Annotated in this window: 21 protein-coding genes; 7 read left to right on the forward strand and 14 right to left on the reverse strand. The window is 42.1% G+C overall.

Annotated elements, in window-relative coordinates; translation table 11 throughout:
- Positions 1-3: 3 nt before the first annotated feature.
- Complete coding sequence (locus CBS1_RS01110; protein WP_033191312.1) at positions 4-939, reverse strand: ROK family protein; 936 nt, start codon at positions 937-939, stop codon at positions 4-6.
- Between the two features lie 286 nt (positions 940-1,225).
- Here CBS1_RS01110 and disA point away from each other — a divergent pair, with 286 nt between their 5' ends.
- The gene (gene disA, locus CBS1_RS01115) at positions 1,226-2,290 is read left to right on the forward strand and encodes a DNA integrity scanning diadenylate cyclase DisA (RefSeq protein WP_090222835.1); all 1,065 of its coding nucleotides are present in this window, start codon (positions 1,226-1,228) and stop codon (positions 2,288-2,290) included.
- Positions 2,291-2,322: 32 nt separating this feature from the next.
- Here the strand turns inward: disA and CBS1_RS01120 are convergent, their stop codons facing one another.
- From CBS1_RS01120 to CBS1_RS10735, 5 genes are all read right to left on the reverse strand, one after another.
- Positions 2,323-3,558, reverse strand: a complete 1,236-nt coding sequence (locus tag CBS1_RS01120) for a DUF1015 domain-containing protein (protein WP_090222834.1) — start codon at positions 3,556-3,558, stop codon at positions 2,323-2,325.
- Between the two features lie 28 nt (positions 3,559-3,586).
- Positions 3,587-4,864: a serine hydroxymethyltransferase gene (glyA, locus tag CBS1_RS01125; RefSeq protein ID WP_033191315.1), complete on the reverse strand. Its 1,278-nt coding sequence runs from the start codon at positions 4,862-4,864 to the stop codon at positions 3,587-3,589.
- A 188-nt stretch (positions 4,865-5,052) separates the two neighbouring features.
- The gene (locus CBS1_RS01130; RefSeq protein ID WP_052107093.1) at positions 5,053-6,051 is read right to left on the reverse strand and encodes a phospholipase C/P1 nuclease family protein; all 999 of its coding nucleotides are present in this window, start codon (positions 6,049-6,051) and stop codon (positions 5,053-5,055) included.
- A 29-nt stretch (positions 6,052-6,080) separates the two neighbouring features.
- Positions 6,081-7,265: an alpha/beta hydrolase-fold protein gene (locus CBS1_RS01135; RefSeq protein ID WP_033191316.1), complete on the reverse strand. Its 1,185-nt coding sequence runs from the start codon at positions 7,263-7,265 to the stop codon at positions 6,081-6,083.
- 154 nt (positions 7,266-7,419) lie between these two features.
- Entirely contained in the window at positions 7,420-7,548 is a 129-nt protein-coding gene (locus CBS1_RS10735; protein WP_256329717.1) for a hypothetical protein, read from the reverse strand.
- Positions 7,549-7,771: 223 nt separating this feature from the next.
- On the opposite strand from CBS1_RS10735, the gene CBS1_RS01140 reads away from it, so the two are divergent.
- The 5 genes from CBS1_RS01140 to CBS1_RS01160 all read left to right on the forward strand — a co-directional run bounded on the left by CBS1_RS01140 (position 7,772) and on the right by CBS1_RS01160 (position 12,160).
- Positions 7,772-8,659 (forward strand): FG-GAP repeat domain-containing protein, encoded by an 888-nt coding sequence (locus CBS1_RS01140; protein ID WP_033191318.1) that lies wholly within the window; start codon positions 7,772-7,774, stop codon positions 8,657-8,659.
- Positions 8,660-8,811: 152 nt separating this feature from the next.
- Entirely contained in the window at positions 8,812-9,939 is a 1,128-nt protein-coding gene (locus CBS1_RS01145; RefSeq protein WP_407918652.1) for a M20 metallopeptidase family protein, read from the forward strand.
- Positions 9,940-10,002: 63 nt separating this feature from the next.
- The gene (locus tag CBS1_RS01150) at positions 10,003-10,761 is read left to right on the forward strand and encodes an SAM hydrolase/SAM-dependent halogenase family protein (protein WP_033191319.1); all 759 of its coding nucleotides are present in this window, start codon (positions 10,003-10,005) and stop codon (positions 10,759-10,761) included.
- A 24-nt stretch (positions 10,762-10,785) separates the two neighbouring features.
- Positions 10,786-11,373: a hypothetical protein gene (locus CBS1_RS01155; protein ID WP_052107094.1), complete on the forward strand. Its 588-nt coding sequence runs from the start codon at positions 10,786-10,788 to the stop codon at positions 11,371-11,373.
- A 46-nt stretch (positions 11,374-11,419) separates the two neighbouring features.
- The gene (locus CBS1_RS01160; RefSeq protein ID WP_033191320.1) at positions 11,420-12,160 is read left to right on the forward strand and encodes an energy-coupling factor transporter transmembrane component T family protein; all 741 of its coding nucleotides are present in this window, start codon (positions 11,420-11,422) and stop codon (positions 12,158-12,160) included.
- Here CBS1_RS01160 and CBS1_RS01165 read toward each other — a convergent pair.
- The 8 genes from CBS1_RS01165 to CBS1_RS01200 are packed head-to-tail and all read right to left on the reverse strand — an operon-like array spanning position 12,157 to position 19,409.
- A complete protein-coding gene (locus CBS1_RS01165) occupies positions 12,157-13,293 on the reverse strand; it encodes an aspartate aminotransferase family protein (protein WP_033191321.1) in 1,137 nt (378 codons plus the stop codon). The genes CBS1_RS01160 and CBS1_RS01165 overlap by 4 nt on opposite strands.
- Before the next feature lie 35 nt (positions 13,294-13,328).
- Positions 13,329-14,042, reverse strand: coding sequence for a DUF6062 family protein (locus CBS1_RS01170; RefSeq protein ID WP_052107095.1), 714 nt, complete (start codon positions 14,040-14,042; stop codon positions 13,329-13,331).
- Positions 14,043-14,059: 17 nt separating this feature from the next.
- A complete protein-coding gene (locus CBS1_RS01175) occupies positions 14,060-15,280 on the reverse strand; it encodes an aspartate kinase (RefSeq protein ID WP_033191322.1) in 1,221 nt (406 codons plus the stop codon).
- 25 nt (positions 15,281-15,305) lie between these two features.
- On the reverse strand, positions 15,306-16,052 hold the full coding sequence (gene dapD / locus CBS1_RS01180) for a 2,3,4,5-tetrahydropyridine-2,6-dicarboxylate N-acetyltransferase (RefSeq protein WP_084384011.1): 747 nt from the start codon (positions 16,050-16,052) through the stop codon (positions 15,306-15,308).
- Between the two features lie 23 nt (positions 16,053-16,075).
- Positions 16,076-16,744 carry a 4-hydroxy-tetrahydrodipicolinate reductase gene (locus CBS1_RS01185; protein ID WP_033191323.1) on the reverse strand — a complete coding sequence of 223 codons (669 nt, stop codon included), beginning with the start codon at positions 16,742-16,744 and terminating at the stop codon, positions 16,076-16,078.
- Positions 16,741-17,622 carry a 4-hydroxy-tetrahydrodipicolinate synthase gene (gene dapA, locus CBS1_RS01190; protein ID WP_033192486.1) on the reverse strand — a complete coding sequence of 294 codons (882 nt, stop codon included), beginning with the start codon at positions 17,620-17,622 and terminating at the stop codon, positions 16,741-16,743. The genes CBS1_RS01185 and dapA overlap by 4 nt, the downstream gene beginning before the upstream one ends.
- A gap of 19 nt (positions 17,623-17,641) precedes the next feature.
- Complete coding sequence (gene dapF / locus CBS1_RS01195) at positions 17,642-18,409, reverse strand: diaminopimelate epimerase (protein WP_052107096.1); 768 nt, start codon at positions 18,407-18,409, stop codon at positions 17,642-17,644.
- The gene (locus CBS1_RS01200) at positions 18,396-19,409 is read right to left on the reverse strand and encodes an aspartate-semialdehyde dehydrogenase (RefSeq protein ID WP_033191324.1); all 1,014 of its coding nucleotides are present in this window, start codon (positions 19,407-19,409) and stop codon (positions 18,396-18,398) included. Before CBS1_RS01200 ends, dapF begins: the two co-directional genes overlap by 14 nt.
- A gap of 356 nt (positions 19,410-19,765) precedes the next feature.
- On the opposite strand from CBS1_RS01200, the gene CBS1_RS10400 reads away from it, so the two are divergent.
- A complete protein-coding gene (locus CBS1_RS10400; RefSeq protein WP_014452073.1) occupies positions 19,766-20,716 on the forward strand; it encodes a DDE-type integrase/transposase/recombinase in 951 nt (316 codons plus the stop codon).
- Positions 20,717-20,743: the final 27 nt, after the last annotated feature.

Here is a 20,743-nt window from a genome sequence, read left to right on the forward strand (position 1 = left end):
TGCTTATTTAACCCCTCTTTGAAGAACAATAGAAGCTGCTCCAAGTATCCCTGCATCCTCAACCAACGGGCTTTGAACAATTTCGTAAGTACCACGGAAGGAAGGCATCACCAGGTGATGCACCTTTTCTTTAAGTGGCGTGAACAGAATATCACCTGCGCGAGAAACACCTCCACCGATAACCACAATACTCGGGTTGAAAATATGTATAAAGTTAGCTACACCTACAGCCAATGCATTAACAACCCTGTCGACTATTGTTTTACCAAGTAAATCACCGTTTCTTGCAGCATCAAAAACAACCTTGGCATTTACTTCTTCAGCCAAGAATATCTCTGATTCTGGGAATTTCTTCTGACCCTCCAGTGCCATGCGTTTTATCGCTGTAGCAGAAGCTATTGCTTCAAGACAACCGTAATTGCCACATCCACAAAGTGGGCCATTTGGCTCAACTATTACGTGTCCTAACTCGGTACCTATCCCGTCCTTTCCTGTTATAAGTACCCCATGCGAGATAACTCCTCCACCAACGCCTGTTCCAAGCGTTAGTGCTACTATATGTTCGTGCCCCTTACCTGCACCAAACCATCTTTCACCAAGCACGAACGCATTCGCATCATTTTCAACAAAAACAGGCTTACTCAAAAAAGATGAAAGCTTTTCACCAAGCTCGAAATTGACCCAGTCTGGGAAATTGGGAGAGAAACGCACAACACCTTTATCGTGATCAATAGACCCGGGTGAACCTACACCAACCCCCACATACTCGTTACCTTCCGTAACTTCTAAAACCGCTTGCGCCATGCGCTCAACTACTTTGTCTCTACCTTCTTCTACCTTTGTTTCTCTTTCAATTTTTCTCAAGATCCTTCCATCCTTCGCATCAACCAAACCTACTTTAAAAAACGTTCCGCCTAAGTCTATACCAACGACATACACTTTCGTCTCCTCCCTTGTCACTTAGTATTATTTTACTGGATTAAAATAGACAAAAAACCAAAAACGACAAAGTCATAAACGATTATAACACAGACTCGCACGATAGTGTATAATATAAAGTGGAAGTTTTCAATACAAGTTTGAAACATAAAATCTCTTTAGCAAGTTAAACTATTTAAGCTGGGTGTTTTTGTAATCTCACATACCATTGTAACACAGCCAACCTTGGAAAGACCTTAGAACTATGTTTAACTTTCAGAAATTCTGTGTAAAAGGATGTGATGACATGATAGAACCTATCGAACAAGAACTCACAGAAAAAATAAAACTCCTATCTCCTGGTACGAAACTTAGAAAAGCACTTGATGACATTATACACGCACAACTAGGTGCTCTCATTGTTTTCATAGATGAGGAAGAATTTCCGAGGTACTCTAATATATTACAAGCGGGCTTTAGAATCGAATGTGCTTTTTCACCTGAGCGACTGTACGAACTTTCAAAAATGGACGGAGCTATAGTTATGGACAAAAATGCATCGAAGATCTTAGCAGCCAACGTTCATATAGTGCCAGACCCTGGCATTCCAACGTCAGAAACAGGCACACGTCATAGAACTGCCGAAAGGTTAGCCAGGCAGCTTGGCGTCATGGTGGTTGCGATATCAAAGCGAAGAAATGTTGTAACCTTGTATTATAAAGATAAAAAGTACGTATTTGGTGATATAAACTTTGTCCTAACAAAAGTAGGGCAAACGATTAACGCACTTGAAAGGTTTAGGGAGTCCTTCGATAGGGATTTGGAATTGCTCGACAAACTCGAGATTGAGGGAAGTGTTCCGCTCGATTCAGTCTGCGAAATCCTCATCAGAGGTATTGAAATCAAGTCGATATCGTCAAGTATAGAATTAAACATCATTGAATTAGGTGTCGAAGGACGGTTATCTCAACTCAGGTTACGCGAGGTTCTCAAAGATTTAGAAGAACTACTTACGTTGGTAATAATGGATTATTCGAAAAAAGATGTAACGGAAGACGAAGCAAAGCAAATTCTTGAAACTATGATGAGGATAGACCACCGTGTTGTCCCGTTTGCAAAGGCATTAGGATACGATGTTGTTAATTCACAGCAGGTTTCCGACACGATTGTGAGACCAAGAGGTTACAGAATCTTGAGAAACGAAGTCCACATTCCAATGAACATATCACAAAACGTCATCAAGTCATTCAGGTCCATAGACCAGCTCGTAAAGACGAATGCGAATGTCCTGCAAAGAGTCGAAGGTATCGGTGATAAACGTGCCAAAGCAATTCTACGAAGGCTGCGTGAAATAAAGAAAAGGCGCCAATAATCGGCGCCTTTTTCAACATCATAGCGTCATATTCAAATCAGATGGACAACGATTCCACTCTTCAATTTTGGTTCAAACCATGTAGATTTTGGAGGCATGATTTTACCTTCGTCAGAAACTCTCAAAAGGTCGTTGATCGATGTTGGATACATAGCAAACGCAACTTTGAACTCTCTACCGTCGACAAGCCTTATCAGTTCTTCTATACCAAGAATACCACCAACAAAATCTATTCTCTTATCCGTTCTTGGATTTTCTATTCCAAGGATAGGTGCAAGAAGATTATTCTGCAGAATTGACACGTCAAGCGAAGCGATTACATCGTTCTCATCGTACGTTCCGCTCTTTGGTTCCAACTTGTACCACTTTCCTGACAGGTACATACCTATTGTATGTTTTTTTTCGGGTCTATAAACTCCGTCCACTGGAGTAACCTCGAATTTTTCAGAAACCCTTCTTAAGAATTCATCTTCGCTCATACCATTCAGATCCTTAACCACCCTGTTGTAATCAAGTATCTTAAGCTGGTTGTGTGGAAATAGTGCTGCCAAGAAATAGTTGAATTCTTCTTCACCTGTGTAATTTGGATTTTCATTCCTAAAGTCGATAGCAGCCCTTACAGCCGCTGCTGCTCTGTGGTGACCGTCGGCGATGTAGAAAGAATCAACGGACTTAAATGCATCAACAATTTCTTGAATTTCGTTTTCGTCTCTTAGCACCCAAACTATGTGTCTCACACCGGATTCATCAACGAAATCATATTCTGGTGTTCCTGCTGTGTGTTTCATAATCAAGTTATCAATTTCCGGTTTGGATTTGTACATTAAAAACACAGGTCCCGTATGTGCTTTAACTACCTTCACATGGAGAGCCCTTTCGTCTTCTTTGTCTTTCCTTGTCAGTTCGTGCTTCTTTATCTTGTTCTCGATGTATTCATCTACTGAGAATGTTGCAAAAAATCCGGTTTGCACATGGTCTCTCCAATGCTGCTGATAAATGTAAATGGAAGGTCTGTCTTCAACGAACATGTATCCATTCTCCGTCAACCATTCCAAGTGCTTCCTACCAGTTTCCAGAACCTTTGGATCATGCGTATCCACAGGCTGCTCAAAGTTTATCTCAGGTCTTGAGACCTTGTAAAACGTATATGGATTGTTCTTAGCCACCTCTCTGGCCATTTCTTCTGTTACGACGTCGTATGGTTTAGCGGCGATCTTATCAACCATCTCTTTCGTTGGCCTCAGAGCTCGAAAAGGTCTGACAATCATTGTCGCACCTCCGTATTTGTTAGTCTACTTACGCTAACTTTATTTTTCCTTCGTAAAGTGGGAACTGTTTGCACAATTCAATTACTTGTGAAGACACCTCTTTTGCAACGCCTTCATCGATATTTCCTTCCTCGTCTTTGATGTTCTTCAAGACTTTAACAATTAACTCAGCGATGATTTCCATCTCTTTTTCCTTCATCCCACGTGTGGTTAACGCAGGAGTTCCAAGCCTTATACCACTTGCCACGAATGGTGACCTTGTTTCGTTAGGTATCGTGTTTTTGTTGACGGTGATATGGCAGTATCCGAGAGCTGTTTCGGCTGCTTTACCTGTTACGTTAAGCGGATTCAAATCAACAAGCATCAAATGAGTATCCGTTCCTCCCGACACAATTCTTAGACCTCTATCCTCCAATGCCTTTGCCAGTGCTTTCGCATTTGCTACAACCTGTTTTTGATACTCCTTGAATTCTTCGGTAAGTGCTTCCTTGAAACAGACAGCCTTTGCTGCGATAACATGCATCAACGGACCGCCTTGAATCCCTGGGAAGATTGCTTTGTTAATCGCCTTGTAAATCTCTTCATCATTAGTCAATATCAAACCACCGCGTGGACCTCGCAAAGTTTTGTGTGTCGTACTTGTAACAACATGCGCATACTCAAGTGGGTTCGGATAAAGACCTGCAGCAACGAGTCCAGCAAAGTGTGCCATATCGACTACAAGGTAAGCTCCCACTTCGTCAGCTATTTCCCTAAACTTCTTGAAGTCTATGATTCTCGAATAAGCACTACCACCTGCAACGATTATCTTCGGTCTGTGTTCTAATGCGAGCTTTCTTACTTCGTCGTAATCGATGACCTCTGTTTGTGGGTTAACACCGTACTGAACGACTTTGTATATCTGACCTGAGAAATTTACACTTGCACCGTGTGTAAGGTGTCCTCCGTGACTCAGTGACATACCCATCAGCACAGAGCCTGGCTCTGCAAGAGCAAAATACGCTCCCATGTTAGCCTGAGAACCAGAATGAGGTTGCACGTTTGCATACTTCGCGTTGAACAATTTCTTTGCGCGTTCTCTTGCGAGTGTTTCAGCTACATCAACCCATTCACATCCACCGTAATAGCGCTTTTTTGGGTATCCTTCTGCATACTTGTTCGTTAAAACACTCCCCATCGCTTCCATAACAGCTAAAGAAACAAAGTTTTCAGAAGCTATGAGCTCGAGTCCGTACTCTTGCCTTTCCCATTCCTTTAGAATCACTTCGTAAATCTCAGGATCGGTGACTTTAACATGCTCCCACATAGGCGCACCTCCTAAATTGGAATGCAATAATCTGTAATTCATTATACATTGTCAATAAAAAAACGTGGAGTCCAAAAAACTCCACGCAGTCTCGAAAAATTACATTATTCATGTGTTTTTATCGTTTAAGATATCGAAAACATACCAATGAATCTTATTCTTCGGATATGCTTTCTTCCACAAGGAAACTACTTTTCCACATAGCTTGACAGATAGTTTTCAAGAAACGCCTTTATCGTTCCAGTCATCACAACGATTATTTCCTTCGTTACATCGTACAACTTATCAAGCTTCCCCTCTGCTTCCAGCCTTTTGAAGTCCTCAAGTGTGGGAACGCGTTCTGTTAACATATCGCCCATCACATCCTTTATACGCTTGTGGACTTCTGGAAATCTCGAATAACCGTACATCATTACCTCGTTTATCAACGCCTCGTAATTCGAAGGTATTCTTCTTTTTGGCGTGCTGGTTATCAAATTCCGTATCTCTTCGCTGTGCTTCGAATAATGAATCAGAAAAGCCAGATAGTTGTCGTACGTATAGTGTGCGTTGTTCAAAAGATTCTTCGTCTTCTTATCCATTAAGCTTCTCACAACTTCCCAGAACGTTCCAGGTGTTTCGTGGTATGGCTGGAATAGGTCCTCCATATAATGGAGCGCGTAAGATAGGAACCTGTAGCCCCAGTATTCATCACCTTTTGAAAATGCTTGTTTAGACATCTCAACAAAGTACAAGAATGACTTATCTCCTTCGAATGCTTCAATTAATCCTAATTTATACCTCATATGCCTGACACCTTGACTATTACCAATAAGTGACTGAAGCGGGGAAAGGTTCAATCCTTCATCCATTCCAAAATCCGGAAACTGTGCATATATTGTCATTATCTGCCACACAGGTAACTTACCATCGACAGGTTCAGGATCAGGCGGAAAAATTCCATCGTTGAGAGAATCGAAGAACTTTCGCTGACCTGCAAAATCATCGGTGTAGTAAAACTCCATGTTGTAAACACGGCTTTCTTTGTAAGTGTAAGGCCTTATCTCAACCAATCTGTCAACGTCAATTTTCAGCGATTTTACGACCAAATATGTGTACGACTCATGGCCACTCCAGGAAAGCAACAGAGTCGAAAATATTATCAAAAAAGCAAATATTAAAAAGCGAAACCAGAAATTCTTAGCCATCTTTGCACCTCCTGCAGGAATCAGCATTTCTACTCTTTACCAAAGAAATAAAGTAGAACTTCTGGTAGCCGCCTTGCCCAAGCACTTTCAGAGTGTGGGGCTCCCCTATCTTCGATGTAGAATACTTCAAGATTCTCCTTTTGGAGCAAGACCTTGTAAAGCTCGCGAGCATCGTTTAAGCGGTCTACTGGATTAGAACCCTCTGCTGTTCCAATATCGACGTACACCATTGTAAAATCTTCAACTTGTGCATTTCTTACATATTCTACCAACTTCCTATTTGCAAACCAAACAGATGGACTCATCGCACCTATTTTCGAAAAGACATCGTTGTATTCAAAACCTATGTAAAGTGAAATCAAACCACCCATCGACGAACCCATTATGGCTGTGTTTTCTCTGTCTGGTAAGGTTCTGAAATGCTCATCGATGTAAGGTTTGAGGGTGTTTACAATGAACTTCGCATACAGATCTCCTTTTCCTCCTCCGTAACTTGAATCAACCCAAGGGGAGTACTCGTTTATCCTTTCCGCGCCCGTGTAGTATATCCCAACAATTATAATCGGACGCATCAAACCTTTTTTAATTAACTCTTCCGCACTTTCATCTGCACCCCACTCAACACCCGAAAACGAAGTTGAGGCATCGAAGATATTCTGACCGTCGTGCATGTACAGAACGGGATACCTCTCATCCGAAGTTTCGTAATCCGGTGGAAGGTAGATGATTATGTCTCTTTTGTTCCCGAGCTCTGGAGAATAAAAATCCTTAATCAACTTTATGTTTCCAGTGTACGTCTTTCTCAGACCTGCTTGCTGCTTTTCCACAAAATCCCTCCAGTGATTTACGGTGATATTAACAACCATATCTTTGTCAACGTTCAGCACCCTGTTAGGAATCTCCTGACCTTTTTGACCCTTTTCAACGGTCTCCCATGAACCTCGGGTAAATTTGAATTCAATCGGTCCGTTAAGCTCAAGTGTTATCGTATAAACCTCTCCAGCCCTTTCCAACTTGTACCTTTCGTCTTTTGGATTCCAGTTATTAAACGTACCCGCTATGTAAACATCATCATCATCAAAAGGTGTGTACGTTGGAACCTCAACAACGAACGTAACCTTGAATCCAAATAGTGTTACAAAAACACTCAAGAGCATTGCAATAGACAAAAGCACGCTCTTTTTAAATATGTTTCCTGATAAAACAAAACTCATATGCTCCCCCTCCCGGAAATGACTGGATTTATTAATAGTGCTAAGTTAATTTTCCTTTGGATTGTGCCTCTAGAAGTATCAACTCCGCCCTCTCTTTTTGATTTGGAAACAGGTCATCGGGTACGTGTTCTTTTCCAAGCTTTTGGCAAACGATCTAACGAGCGCAGTCTTTGTACTTATCACTTGCTGAACAGTAATTCGATTTATAGTATTCCTGAAGTGCGCTTTTTCCCGAGAGAGTGATATTGAAGAACTTACATCCTTGCAGATTTGGGCATATCATCTTTTCACCTCATAGTACCAAAATTAAAATGGAAGTGTTTTCTCAATCCTTGGACATATAGTTGCTCATGAACAATTATAACACACTATCGATATTCATTTGCAAAATCTCTTCACTTTTTTAAAAGTCTGATAGCCTACAGTTCATGTTTGATATTCCGATAATATAATTGGAAATACTCACTCCACAAAGTTTTGTTCCATCTCCAAGAGGTGGTGAGCAAATGAGAATAGAAGAATACAACGTAGCACTTTCGTCAGAAAACCTTAGTTTGAATTACGTGCGAAACTCTTCAACGGTTCGTAAATACAAAATTCCAGCAACTGTTGAAATCACGGTTTATGAAAAATCGCCTATGATCGATGAGAAGACTTTGAACAAGATCAAGATACTCAAGATGATGTTGGAAAAACTGACAGGTAAGAAGTTGAAAATCTATCTTCCAGGAACACAATACGAGATTTCCGTAAACAAAAAAGACGCACAAGAAGTTGTTGAGTTTGAAAATGAGACAGAATCTTTGAATCTCCAATACTCAAACTTCTCGGCAACCGGACAAGTAAAGACAAAAGACGGCAGAACAATAGATTTTTCCATTCAAGCTTCGCTCTTCCAAATGACCTATTCATATGAAAAGGTATCTGGAAAAGTTGTGGATCCACTTGCCCTTGATTTAAAATCACCGACCGGCAAGGAGCAAGTCGTCGAACTTGACCTGAATTTTGATGGAAAGCTCGAAAAATTCTACATCGGTAACGGGCGAGGGCTGCTCGTGTACGATAAGAACGGAAACGGGAAGGTAGACGATGCAAGAGAATTGCTCGGACCTGTAACTGGTGATGGGTTTTCTGAACTGGGCAAGCTGGACAGTGACGGAGATAATTGGATAGATGAAGACGATGTGGAGTTCTTAAAACTGAAAATCTGGACAACTGATGAAAATGGAAGGCAAAAACTTGTTGGCTTGTTAGACCTGAACGTTGGGGCGATATTTCTTGGAAGCGTAACTACTCCTTTTGACTACTACGATACGATTATAAGACGTACGGGTATTTACCTTACTGAGAACGGAAGTGTCGGAACGGTCAGGCAAGTCGATTTCAAAGTGTGAATTCTCAGTTCCTAATGCCTCTACGCAAAAACGCATAACCTCACCTTTATAACTTTGTCCACCTGAGAAGGTGGACTTTTTTCTTTTCGCCGATTTTTGGTATAATTCTAAGTGACCGGTAAAAGAACGCGACGGATTGGAGAGGTGTAGCGATGGGTATGGAAAACATTTCAAATGCCATTTCACCGATAGAAATGAGACACAGACTTCACATGTCGCCAGAGCTCGCGTTTAACGAGTACAAAACCCAAGAAATAATTATCAAAGAACTTGAAAAACTCGGAGTTAAGTACGAAAAGATCGCGAAAACAGGTCTAGTTGTCCTTATAGAACAATCTCCTGCGAAACCTTCGGTTCTCTACAGAGCCGATATGGATGCACTCCCGATAAGAGAAGAAACAGGCTGGGAATTTGCTTCAAAAAACGAAGGACTTATGCACGCGTGTGGTCATGATGTCCATATGTCTGTGATGTACGGTGTAATTAAGAAGATTCTGGAAGAAAAAATAGAGGGAAACTACGTCTTCGTTTTCCAGCCTGCGGAAGAAACTATCGGAGGTGCAAAGTACGTCCTTGATGAATTAAGAGAAAAGTACAAAGTGAAGTGCGCAACAGCACTCCACGTTACTGATGAATACAAACTCGGAGAGTTTGCATCTACCAATGGTACACTCTTTGCTTGCGCAATGGAAATTACCGCAAAATTCAAAGGAGTATCAGCCCACATCGCTCAAAAAGAGAAAGGTATAGATGCAATAAGAAATGCCGTAGGATTTCTCTCTGAGTTCTACAACAACCCCATAGATGACTCAACTTTAGGCAGAAGGGTACTGGCAGGTTTTGGAAAAATGTTTGGTGGTAATGTAAGAAACGCTGTTGCAGACTATGCACAGGTTGAGGGTTCTATACGTGGAGAAACACTTGAAATTGTCTTTGAGAATTTTCAAAAACTTACTAAAATGGTAGAAAAATACGGTGGAACATTGGAGAAGGGAAGTCTCTACCCACCCGTTGTCAATAACACCGTTATTTATGGTCTATTCAAAGACTTCGTTTCAAAAAACTCGTACAAATTCATAGATTGTGGGATGAAATATACAGGTGAGGACTTCGGATTTTTCACGATGAAATATCCATCCTTGATGTTCTGGGCAGGTGTTAGGACAGGGAACGAAGTAATAGGATTGCACCATCCTAAATTCTTGCCAGGTGACGAGGTTATTCCACACCTTGTCGACTTTATGGTAAAATGGTTAGTTGAACTGTACAATGAATTTTGAAAAGCAACCTGAATAGGAAAAATCGAAACTCTTAGAAACACCACTGAAAGGAAGGTGTCTGGTGTGATTGTATTCATGACCGATTGGGGAAATTCACATTACGTTGGTATCTGCAAAGGCGTGATGCGACATATAACGGATGCAGAAATTGTGGACCTAACACACAACATCACTCCTTACAATGTAAGAGAAGCTATGTATATCTTGGATAGAAGCGTCGACTACTTTCCTGAAAAGTCTGTTTTCCTTATTGTAGTCGACTATGGTGTTGGTACAGCTAGAAAAGCAATAGCAGTGGAAACTGAAAAGTACTATTTCGTTGCACCTGATAATGGTATCCTCACACTGGTTTTGGAAAGGCACCTACCAAGGAAGATCGTTGATTTGGTAAACAAGAAATATCACTTTGGAAGCTCAAGAACATTCCACGGCCGTGATATCTTCTCACCTGCAGCTGCGTACATCACAAAAGGTATCTTCGATGAATTAGGAACAAGGTTACCGAATTACGCCACCGTTCCTTACAGAAAGGCGCACATGAGTGCCACCGGTATCTTTGGGGAAGTGGCCTACTTTGACAGGTTTGGCAATATCGAAACCAACGTGCCTTTCTCCTGGGTTGCTCAGAAAGACCAAGTGAAATTGAGAATAGGCAACAAAACAGTTGCTGTCCCCGTTGTTGAAACCTACGCAGATGTCAACGAAGGAGAGCTCTTAATACACGAAGACAGTACGGGATACATTGAAATTGCGGTGAATAAGGGTGTTGCAAGGGAGAGGTTTAAATGCTTTGAAGGTTGTGAGTTAGAAATTCTGTTCTAATTTCCTTCGACGAAGAGGTGGTTTATGCTGTACTTTACAAATCTTTCCAAGAGTTTTTGTATACTCTTGTTGATTCTCAGCGTGAATAGCATTCTTGCGGGCGAACTCTACGAGTTTGCCTATGTTTTTTTAGTTAATCACAAAGTCCCAGAAAACCACGCAAAACTGATGGCAAAAGCTTTGGAGGAAGAAGCTGAGATCGTTCCAAAAAGTGTGGATCCTCTGTACATGCTTGCCTTTGGCCTTTCGGAAACGAATTTCAGGAACATCTTCGGTGATCAAGGTAAAGCTGTTGGGTATTTCCAACTCCATGAAAACGCGGTGTTTTACGTTGCCAACTTCTACGATGATGTTAAGCAATTCAAGCAACAGCACAGAAATCACGTGGAACTGATAAATCACCCAGATTGGCAGCTGAGAATCGCTTATCGCTACATCTATTTGACACTTCGCTACGTATTCGATTGGGACCTTGCCAGAGCCATCTCTGCTTACAACGGTCGGTCTGATAAGTACAACGTATACACGATCAAGTTCTTCCATTACTACACGAAAATCATTTCCGAGTACGTTGCCTTTTTGAATTCAAAAAAATCAAATAGCAGCAAATAGCGAACGTCTCGCTTTTAATCTATTGGTACAAAGTAGGTGATCAATTTTGAAACTGACCATAGGAAAATACATCCCAAAAGATTCCCCAATCCACCAGCTAGATCCCAGGGTAAAGATGATTTCCGTTCTTATCCAAGTTACGAGTGTAATGTTAGTTAAAGACCTCATTGGCTACATAGGCCCCGTAGCTGTTTTTGTTTTCTTTATGCTTTTATCAAAAATAAGACCTGTTGTATATTTAAGAAGCTTAAAAAGTATGTGGTTTCTGATAGTTTTCGCTGTTATTGTTCAGTACTTCATAGGAGGGATTACTTCAAGTATTTACATAGGACTTCGCTTGTCTCTCATTTTCCTTTTTGCAACGATGTTCACATACACAACTCCTCCGCTTCTGACCGCAAGAGGAATCGTCGATATTCTCAAGTATTTCGGTGTAAAGGATGATTCACGAGAAGATTTCGGCATGATGCTTGCGATATCGATACGCTTTATCCCAATACTCTTGGACGAGGCAGATAGGATTATCAAAGCGCAGATCTCAAGAGGTGCGAAGTATTCAGAAAAAGGTATTAAGAACAAACTATCTGCACTAACAAGTATCATTATCCCTTTGTTAGTATCTTCTTTAAGGAAAGCCGAAGAGCTATCATTAGCTCTTCAGGCTCGCAAATACGGTGTCACAAAACGAAGTCACTATTATACACTCAGTTGGTCAAAAAGTGACACGCTTTACCTTCTTGCCAACATAGGATTGATTTGCACTGTTTTGGCGATGCGTATACTTTAGTGCTCTAAAACGTTGCAGAACCTTGTGTATATCTCGTCAATCTCTTCAGCAGTTACGTTCAACGGCAACAAGAACCTCACAACACCACTACTTAGTATATTTACCAAAAGCCCATGGTCTATGAATTTCTCAACCCACTTCGAATCAATCGATACTCTTGGCTTTATTCCCCTCATCAACCCTATACCTAAGATGGTTCCAACATCTGAGAAACGCTTTTCAAAGTACCCGCCCATTTCAACAACTTGATGCATCAACTGTTCATCAATCATATCCAAGACCGCTCTTCCAGCGGCAAGAGCCACAGGATTCGGAGCAAACGTCGAGCCGTGTTCACCTGGCTCGAAGACATCGGCGAACTCATCGAGCATTACACATGCACCAAGTGGCAAACCCCCTCCAATGCCTTTTGCCACAGTAACGATATCAGGTTCAATATCGAAATACTGATAGGCGTAAAATCGTCCTGTTCTACCAAGTCCACTCTGCACCTCGTCCGCAACGATTATATATTCCTTCTTCTCCTTGTAAGTTCTTATCAAATCTACAATTTCTTTCGGAATCAGATTAAGTCCACCACTACCGTGTACAACCTCAATGAACACGGCAGCTATATCTTCGGTCTTGTCAAAGAATTCCTTGACCACATGATAATCGTAGGGAAGAAACACTACGTTTTCATCGGATATGAACTGATTACGTATACTATCAAATCCCGTGATACTCAAGGCCTTCAAAGTCCTTCCATGAAAATTCTTAACAAAGGATACAATCTTACCATGTCTTTTTACCTTACTAACGACCTTCAGTGCACATTCTGTACTCTCCGTCCCTGAATTAGTGAAAAACACCTTTCCGTACCTTCCTGTCTCGCGTACAAGTCTTTGCGCCACGTAATTTGCATCGTCATCCACGAAAAAATTCGAAAGATGGACGTACCTATCGATTTTCTCCTTCATTGCCTGTATAACCTTCTCATGACCATGTCCGAAAAGCAAAACACCAATGCCCATGAACGTATCGATGTATCTTTTGTTCGACTTATCCCACATATATATGCCTTTCGCATGGGAAACCTCTATCGGATATCTATTATACGTATTCGACAGATAACACTCGGTTTGAGTGAGCATAGATTCTTCCTCCTTATTTAAGAACTCGAACGGTTCTATTTTTCTCCTCGCTTTTTGAACTTCTTACCAATGCTTTTCAGAATACTGTCTGGAGAATCAGCGCTTCCTTGATGTAAAACCTTGAAACTCTTTCCGACCAAATATCCCGCCGCCTTACGTGCCCATATTTCCTCTTTTGAGAACTCAACCTTGTTCCTATAATCGTGCTTATCAACGTACGAATGCAGTAAGTTTACCAAGTGTTTGAATTTAGACACTTGAATTCTTTGAAGCCTATCTTTTAGAATACTACCAAGTCTTGAAGAAATCTCAGCATAATGGCTATAGCACAATACAGCGTTCGATGACTCATAAAGCGTAATCATGCTCTCGATATTCTCAACAAAAGATTCAATGTACATCTCTTCAAACATTCCTTCTTTATCGCACAAAACACATCTGTTGGTCATCTCAGGTTCCGTTCCAGACTGCACAAAATTGGTAAGATGATCGAGCATATCCGCGTATATTATCGCTAGTCCCATCGAACCGAGTTGCCGATGCTTAGACAAATACATCTCTATCTTTTCAACATGCTTTCGACACAAACCTTCAATACGTAGCTTAGCTCGGACTGAAGGATCGTTTACAGCCTCATACAATAGGCTACCGATTATCTGCTCAACGGAGCTCTGTGTGAGTTTACATATGGGGCATTCAAAATTTGACTGTTCGATAACTTCCTCAAGGTGCATCTCAGTAAGTCCCAATCATTCCACCTTCCATCTCACAAATCAAAAGCTTCACAGATACTTTTCACAAGCTCTTGTGCAACATCTTCAGGCACGAGCACCGATATCTTAATTTCAGAAGTCGTTATCAGTTCAGGCTCAACACCGTGCTTTGCCAAAACTTCGAGCAACTTCGACGCAACACCGTAATGCGAGCGCATGCCAGTTCCAACTACTGTTATTTTAGCATACTGACCATAGAAGTGGTATTTCGCACCGAATTCTGCCAGTGTTTCGTTCAAAAGACTTTCGATCTTATCGAGCCTTTCAGGAACAACTGTAAACGAAACGTGAGTAGCCGAACCGTTTTTCAACAACGAAATCATGTCGACGTTTATTCCCTTCTCGGCAACCTTCTTGAATATGTCGGTAACAACATTCGCATCATTTGGAAGGTCCATAATGGACACTTTGACTTGGTTCCTATCCAAGCTCACACCAGTTACCAAAGGTTCTTCAAGCCATTCAGGAATCCTGTCAACCACCCAAGTTCCCTCCTCATCGCTGAATGATGAACCACAGTAGATTTTAACTCCATATTTTTTCGCTATCTCAACCGATCGCGAATGTAGGACCTTTGCACCAGTTGCCGCCATTTCCAGCATATCATCGTACGTGACGTACTGAAGTTTCTTCGTCTGAGGATAGAGTTTCGGATCGCACGTGTAGACACCTGCCACATCACTGTAGATTTCACAATCGCATTTCAACTTGGCGGCCAGCGCCACCGCCGATGTGTCAGAACCACCCCTACCGAGAGTCGTTAGATGCTCATCCTCGGTAACTCCCTGAAAGCCCGTTACCACGAGCACATCATGATTATCAAGGTACTCTTTCAACTTCTTGACGCTGATATCCATTATCCTTGCATTGTTGTGTGATTTTGTTGTCAGAATCTTCACCTGGAAAGCGTTCAGTGAGATTGCGTTTATACCCATATCTTTAAGAGCCATTGCAACAAGTGCACAAGAAACTTGCTCGCCTGTTGTAAGGAGCATATCGAGTTCACGTTCATCCGGTCTGCTTGACACACTCTTTGCAAGCGAAATAAGGTTATCCGTGGTTTTCCCCATTGCAGAAACGACGGTCACCACTTTGTACCCTTCTTGGACTTTCTTTGCTATCCTTCGAGCTACATTCTTGATCCTCTCGGCATCCGCAACAGAAGAACCCCCGTACTTTTGAACAATGACTTTGTCGCTGCCTACCCTTGTCAATGCCTGTCACCTACCTATCCTCAACTTACTTATTAATCTCTCTGAGACTTTCCAAAATCTGAGTTTTATCGGCTGTCTTCTCATCAACCTTCTTAACCATCTTTGCCGGCACACCAGCGACAACGGTGTACGGTTCAACATCGTTGACAACAACTGCACCAGCTGCGACGACCGCGTGATGCCCAACCCTGACACCTTCTAAAATCACAGCATTCGCACCAACAAGGACGTGATCTTCGATGACAACGGGATTTGCACTTGGCGGTTCAACAACACCAGCCACAACAGCACCAGCACCTATGTGGCAGTACCTACCAATGCGAGCTCGCGCACCGATTACAGCGTTCATATCGACCATCGTCCCTTCACCTATAACCGCCCCTATATTAATCACAGCGCCCATCATAACAACCGCCTTATCACCTATCTCAACATACTCACGAATAATCGCACCGGGCTCTATCCTTGCATTGAAGCGTGAAATATCCGCAAGCGGTATAGCCGAATTCCTTGCGATGTACTCCACTTTGTAATGGCGTATATTCTTGTTCTCAAGTACTTGAGATATCACTTCCAAATCTCCAAACAAAACACCGAAGTCTTTACCTACGACAAAATCAAACTCAGCACCTTGAGATCTGTATTTATTGAAATCGATGCCCTCAAGATTTCCGGATACATAAACCCTAACAACATCCCTTTTCTTACTCTTTGCTATTAGTTCAATAATCTCTTCGCTTGTTAATTCCCTTGCACTCTTTTTCATGTCCATCTTACTCCCTCCAATTTTTAAATCTACAATCCCGCAGATGCGAGCACATCGTCGTAGCTGTAGAATCCTTTTTCTTTTGTTAACACAAATAACGCTGCATTCCTCACACCTATTGCAAATGCCCTTCTTGACAAAGCCCTGTGCGTTAGCTCTATCGTTTCACCTGAGTTCGAGAAAATCACCGTATGTTCACCAAAAACCCCACCAACCCTTATGGAACTTATAGGCACCTCCCTGCCCAGTGCCTGCTTCAGTATCTTCGCAGTTCCAGAAGGCGCATCCTTCTTTTGATTGTGGTGGATTTCAACCATAGCGGCATCCCAATCTTCAAAATAAGCACCGTACTCTTTCAATAGCCTTTTTAAAATAGCAATACCGGTCGAAAAATTGTAGCTCTGAACAACTGGCACATAGTTAGCTAACTCGTGTAGTGCATCGAAATGTTCCTGCATCAGAGCGGTTGTCCCTATCACAAGTCCAGAACCATATTTCTTGCACAGCTCGACAGTTTCAAAAACTGCGTCTGGTGATGAGAAGTCAATTATTACCTGCGGTGTTTCGATTTCTTCTGAAAATCCCTTGTCTTTTTTGAAAACACACACATCACCGAACAAAGAAAAATAGCTCTGAATTTCCGTACCCATCTTTCCATTGGCACCGATTAGGCCATACCTTAAATTTCTTTCACTCATTGAATCACCCCCAACTCTCTGAGAACAACTCTTAGCTTTTCCACGGTCGATTCCTTTGGTGGAACGAGTGGGAGCCTGAATTCATTGTTCAGCAATCCCATCAAGTACATAGCAGCCTTAACTGGAAGCGGATTGGTTTCGATAAACAAGGCTTTAAAGAGTGGGAGAAGACGTGTGTGGATCTCGAGGGCTTTTGGAAGGTTAGCTGAGAATATCGCATCCACCATCTCTACCATCTGTGCTGGAATCACGTTCGAAGCCACGGAGATAACACCTTTTGCACCAGCACAAATCATGTGAAACGCCCTATCATCGTTACCGGAGTATATGTAAAAATCGAGGTCTTTTGTCAATCTGTAAATCTCATCTGATTGTGCAACGTCCGGATTAGCTTCCTTTATCGCTTTGACATTCCTGCATTCGGCAGCTAAGCGTGCCACAGTTTCAGGAGATATATTCACGCCTGTTCGAGATGGGACGTTGTATATGACGATGGGAATATCCAACCTTTCGGACAGATATTTGTAGTGTGCGTAAAGACCTTCTTGAGTGGGCTTGTTGTAGTAAGGTGTCACTATCAAGACCGCATCCGCACCGCAGCGTTGTGCACTCAGTGAAAGTTCCAAAGTCTTCTTGGTATCGTTGCTCCCAGTTCCCACAATGACCTGAGCCTTGCCTTCGCACAACTGCTTTGTCAAAGTTGTCAGTTGTTCTCTTTCCTCAACACTTAATGTGGCACCTTCACCTGTCGTACCTGCAACGATTATGGCACTTACACCGCTTTCCAACTGCCATCTAACGATTCGCTCATAGCTTTCGTAATCAACCTCTCCGTTGACAAAAGGTGTCACTATCGCAGTCCCGACCCCTTCGAACATCCGCATTTGACCTGCTGAATTACCCATGTTCGACTCCCCCTTCTAAGTAGATTCCATCACTTTCAAAAAGAACATTGAGCACTCCGCCTTTTGTATGCGCCGTCAACCTGTCAGGAACCTTGTTGTTTCCAAGCACGTAATACTTAACAAAGTACGCTGTTGCAGTAGTTCCTGACCCGCAAGATAGCGTCTCTCTTTCAACGCCCCTTTCAAACGTGCGAATCTCAAACGTGCTGGAATTCAAAACATTAAACAAATTGACGTTGGCATCGTACCTGTGTCTGAGCAACCTTGCAACCTCCATATCAAACTCCCAAATCGCACTACCGACGTACTTAACAAGGTGAGGTACACCTACTGTAATCAACGCACCGTCGAAGTCTTCCAGCTCCTTTTTGGGTATCAAAGAACTGACAACTGGTTCTGGCATCTGCACATAAACGTTCTCTTTAGTGTATCCAACAAGCACACCTGCGTTTGTTTCTATACTCACTTTCCCTTGCACACCAAAATGCTCAGACAGAAATCTCAAAAACGTCCTTGCACCGTTTCCGCAAAAGGCCGCCCTCTTTCCGTCCCTGTTAAAATAATCCATGAAAAAACGTTCATCACGCCGTTCAACGAAAATGACCCCGTCTCTTTCCTCAACAACCGAAAGCACAACTTCCTGCTTTTCTTCATCGCTAAGTTCGATGCTAGTTGAATCGACAACAACGAACGTATTACCGGTCGCAGAGTACTTCTCAATCAAAGTAATTCCGTACCTTCTTAACTCATCTTCTCTCAACTTCTTCGACCTCTCTTTCAACAGTCGGATTGTTCAGTTCACTGTGCAGTTTAAGGATTCTCACCGCGTTTGTTGCCGCTCCAACCCGCAAATTGTCTGCTACAACCCATAGCCCGAACGTTTGTGCATCGAACAACCTCACTCTACTAACATGCACGTAATCATCGCCTGCTACCTCGAGCGGAGTGACAATATCATCGTGAACCACAACATCTTCACCGGAGGCTATCGTCTCAATGAGGTCTTCCTTTGACATTATTGGAAAGAGCGTGCGTGCGATAACACTTTCAGAATGTCCGATTCTAACAGGAACCCTCACCGTTGTTGGAAAGACCGCTAAGGCTTTTGAATTCAATATCTTTTTGGTCTCATTTATCATCTTCCACTCTTCTTGGGAAATATCGTCTTTGAGGTCTCCTATCAAAGGAATCACATTGTGGGCTATCTGCCTTACAAAAACGGAATGAGAATCATCGCCCGAAAGCTGCCTTTCATATTCGACAATGGCCTTGTGACCAGCCCCGGAAACCGCTTGATACGTTGAGACGAATATCTCGTGCAGCTGGTATTTGTCGTGCACTTTATAAAGTGCCAGCACCATCTGGATCGTCGAACAGTTCGGATTTGCCACGATTCCGCGGTATCCTTTCAGTAGATGCCCATTAATTTCCGGAACAACGAGCGGAATTTCCGGAACCATCCTGAATGCGGAAGAATTATCGATGACCGTTGTTCCGACCTCAGCAGCTATCGGAGCGTACCTTCTTGATACATCAGCACCGGCTGAGAACAGTAAGTAGTCAAAACCTTCTCTCATAGCCTCTTGCGTGAGTGTTTCAACCCTTACATCCGCACCTCGGAACGTAAGGATCTGACCTGCTGACCTTTCCGACGCAAATAGCCTCAGTTCTGAAACAGGAACACTACTTTTTTCAAGCACTTCGAGCATCGTTCTTCCAACCGCACCAGTTGCACCTACAATCCCGATTTTGAAACCCATAAACATACCTCCTCTTCTTGCACTTCTCACTTTAGTTTTAAAAAAAGCGGGCTACAGTCTTTCACTGTAGCCCGCTTATGGTAGTCTTTCCCTATTACTTGCGCTTGCTTTACACCACGCCAAACGCAAGCTGACCACCATATAGCGGGCAGCTGCGTTTAGCTTTAGACTTCATATTGAAATTTACATTCGGCATTTCAGAATTTAATAATCTCAGGTAATTTGCCATATCCAAATATCTCCTCACTTAAATTCGATACTGTTAACTAAAAGTATTGAAACTTTCCAAAAACCGCATTATCCTTATAAAGAGGGGACACCCCCCAACCAACTCTCGACAAAGGAGGTATCCCGATATGAACAACTCAACGCTCTCTTGTCCAAAATGCGGTTCCACCAGCTTATACAAAAACGGTCATGACAAATACGGTAACCAACAATTCCTTTGCAAACTCTGCCATCATTCTTTCAAACTCTCCCATTCTCACAAACGCAAAAACTTCTCTTTCCCTTATCCCAAATGCACTTCTTGTGGTAAATCTATGCAAATTTACAAAGTCCGTCGCTCTTTCGTTGTCTTCCGTTGTAGAGCTTGTCGTACCAAAGATAGAGTACCTTTTAACCTCCCCGAACCAGTCACCCTTATTCCTGAGAAATTTAAATATTTCCGCTTCCCTATCTTTTTCGTCTTAAAGGCTTTCGTTTTGTATATGAAACACAATATGTCTTATCGCTCTCTTGCTCATTCTCTTAATATCAAAGTATCTCATGTCACCATATACAAATGGGTTATTAAATTGTGTACTTTATTCTCTGTACTTTTTCCAACATTTACCATCGAAAATGTTTTCTCAGTTCATGCTGATGAAACTGTTCTTGTTTTCAAAGAACAAAAGTACTATGTTTGGCTATTAGTTGATCACGAAACTAACTTAATTCTTTGTTGGCATGTCTCAAAGTATCGTGATATGGGACAAGTCAAAGTATTGCTCGAGAAGTTCTTTGGTAATTCAAAACCTAGAAACATTGAACTTATTACTGATGGACTTGGTGCATATGAAAGTGCAGTAAAGCTGTTGTTCAGAAATATCAATCACGTAGTGGTACCGCTCGGTAAAAACAATCAATGTGAATCCAAGTTTTCATTGTTGAAAGACTTTTTCCGACTCAAGCGAGGGCTGAAGAATACGAAGAATTTAGCGAAATATATTCAAGGATTTTGTGTAGTGAAGAATCTTTGGAAAACGCACAATGGTAATATCAATCTCATTCTTTCACACTTACACTCTTTCATCACTACAAGTTAACACTATCGTAGAAATTTTCGATTGTAT

Source organism: Fervidobacterium changbaicum (assembly GCF_004117075.1).
Classification (GTDB): Bacteria; Thermotogota; Thermotogae; order Thermotogales; family Fervidobacteriaceae; genus Fervidobacterium; species Fervidobacterium islandicum.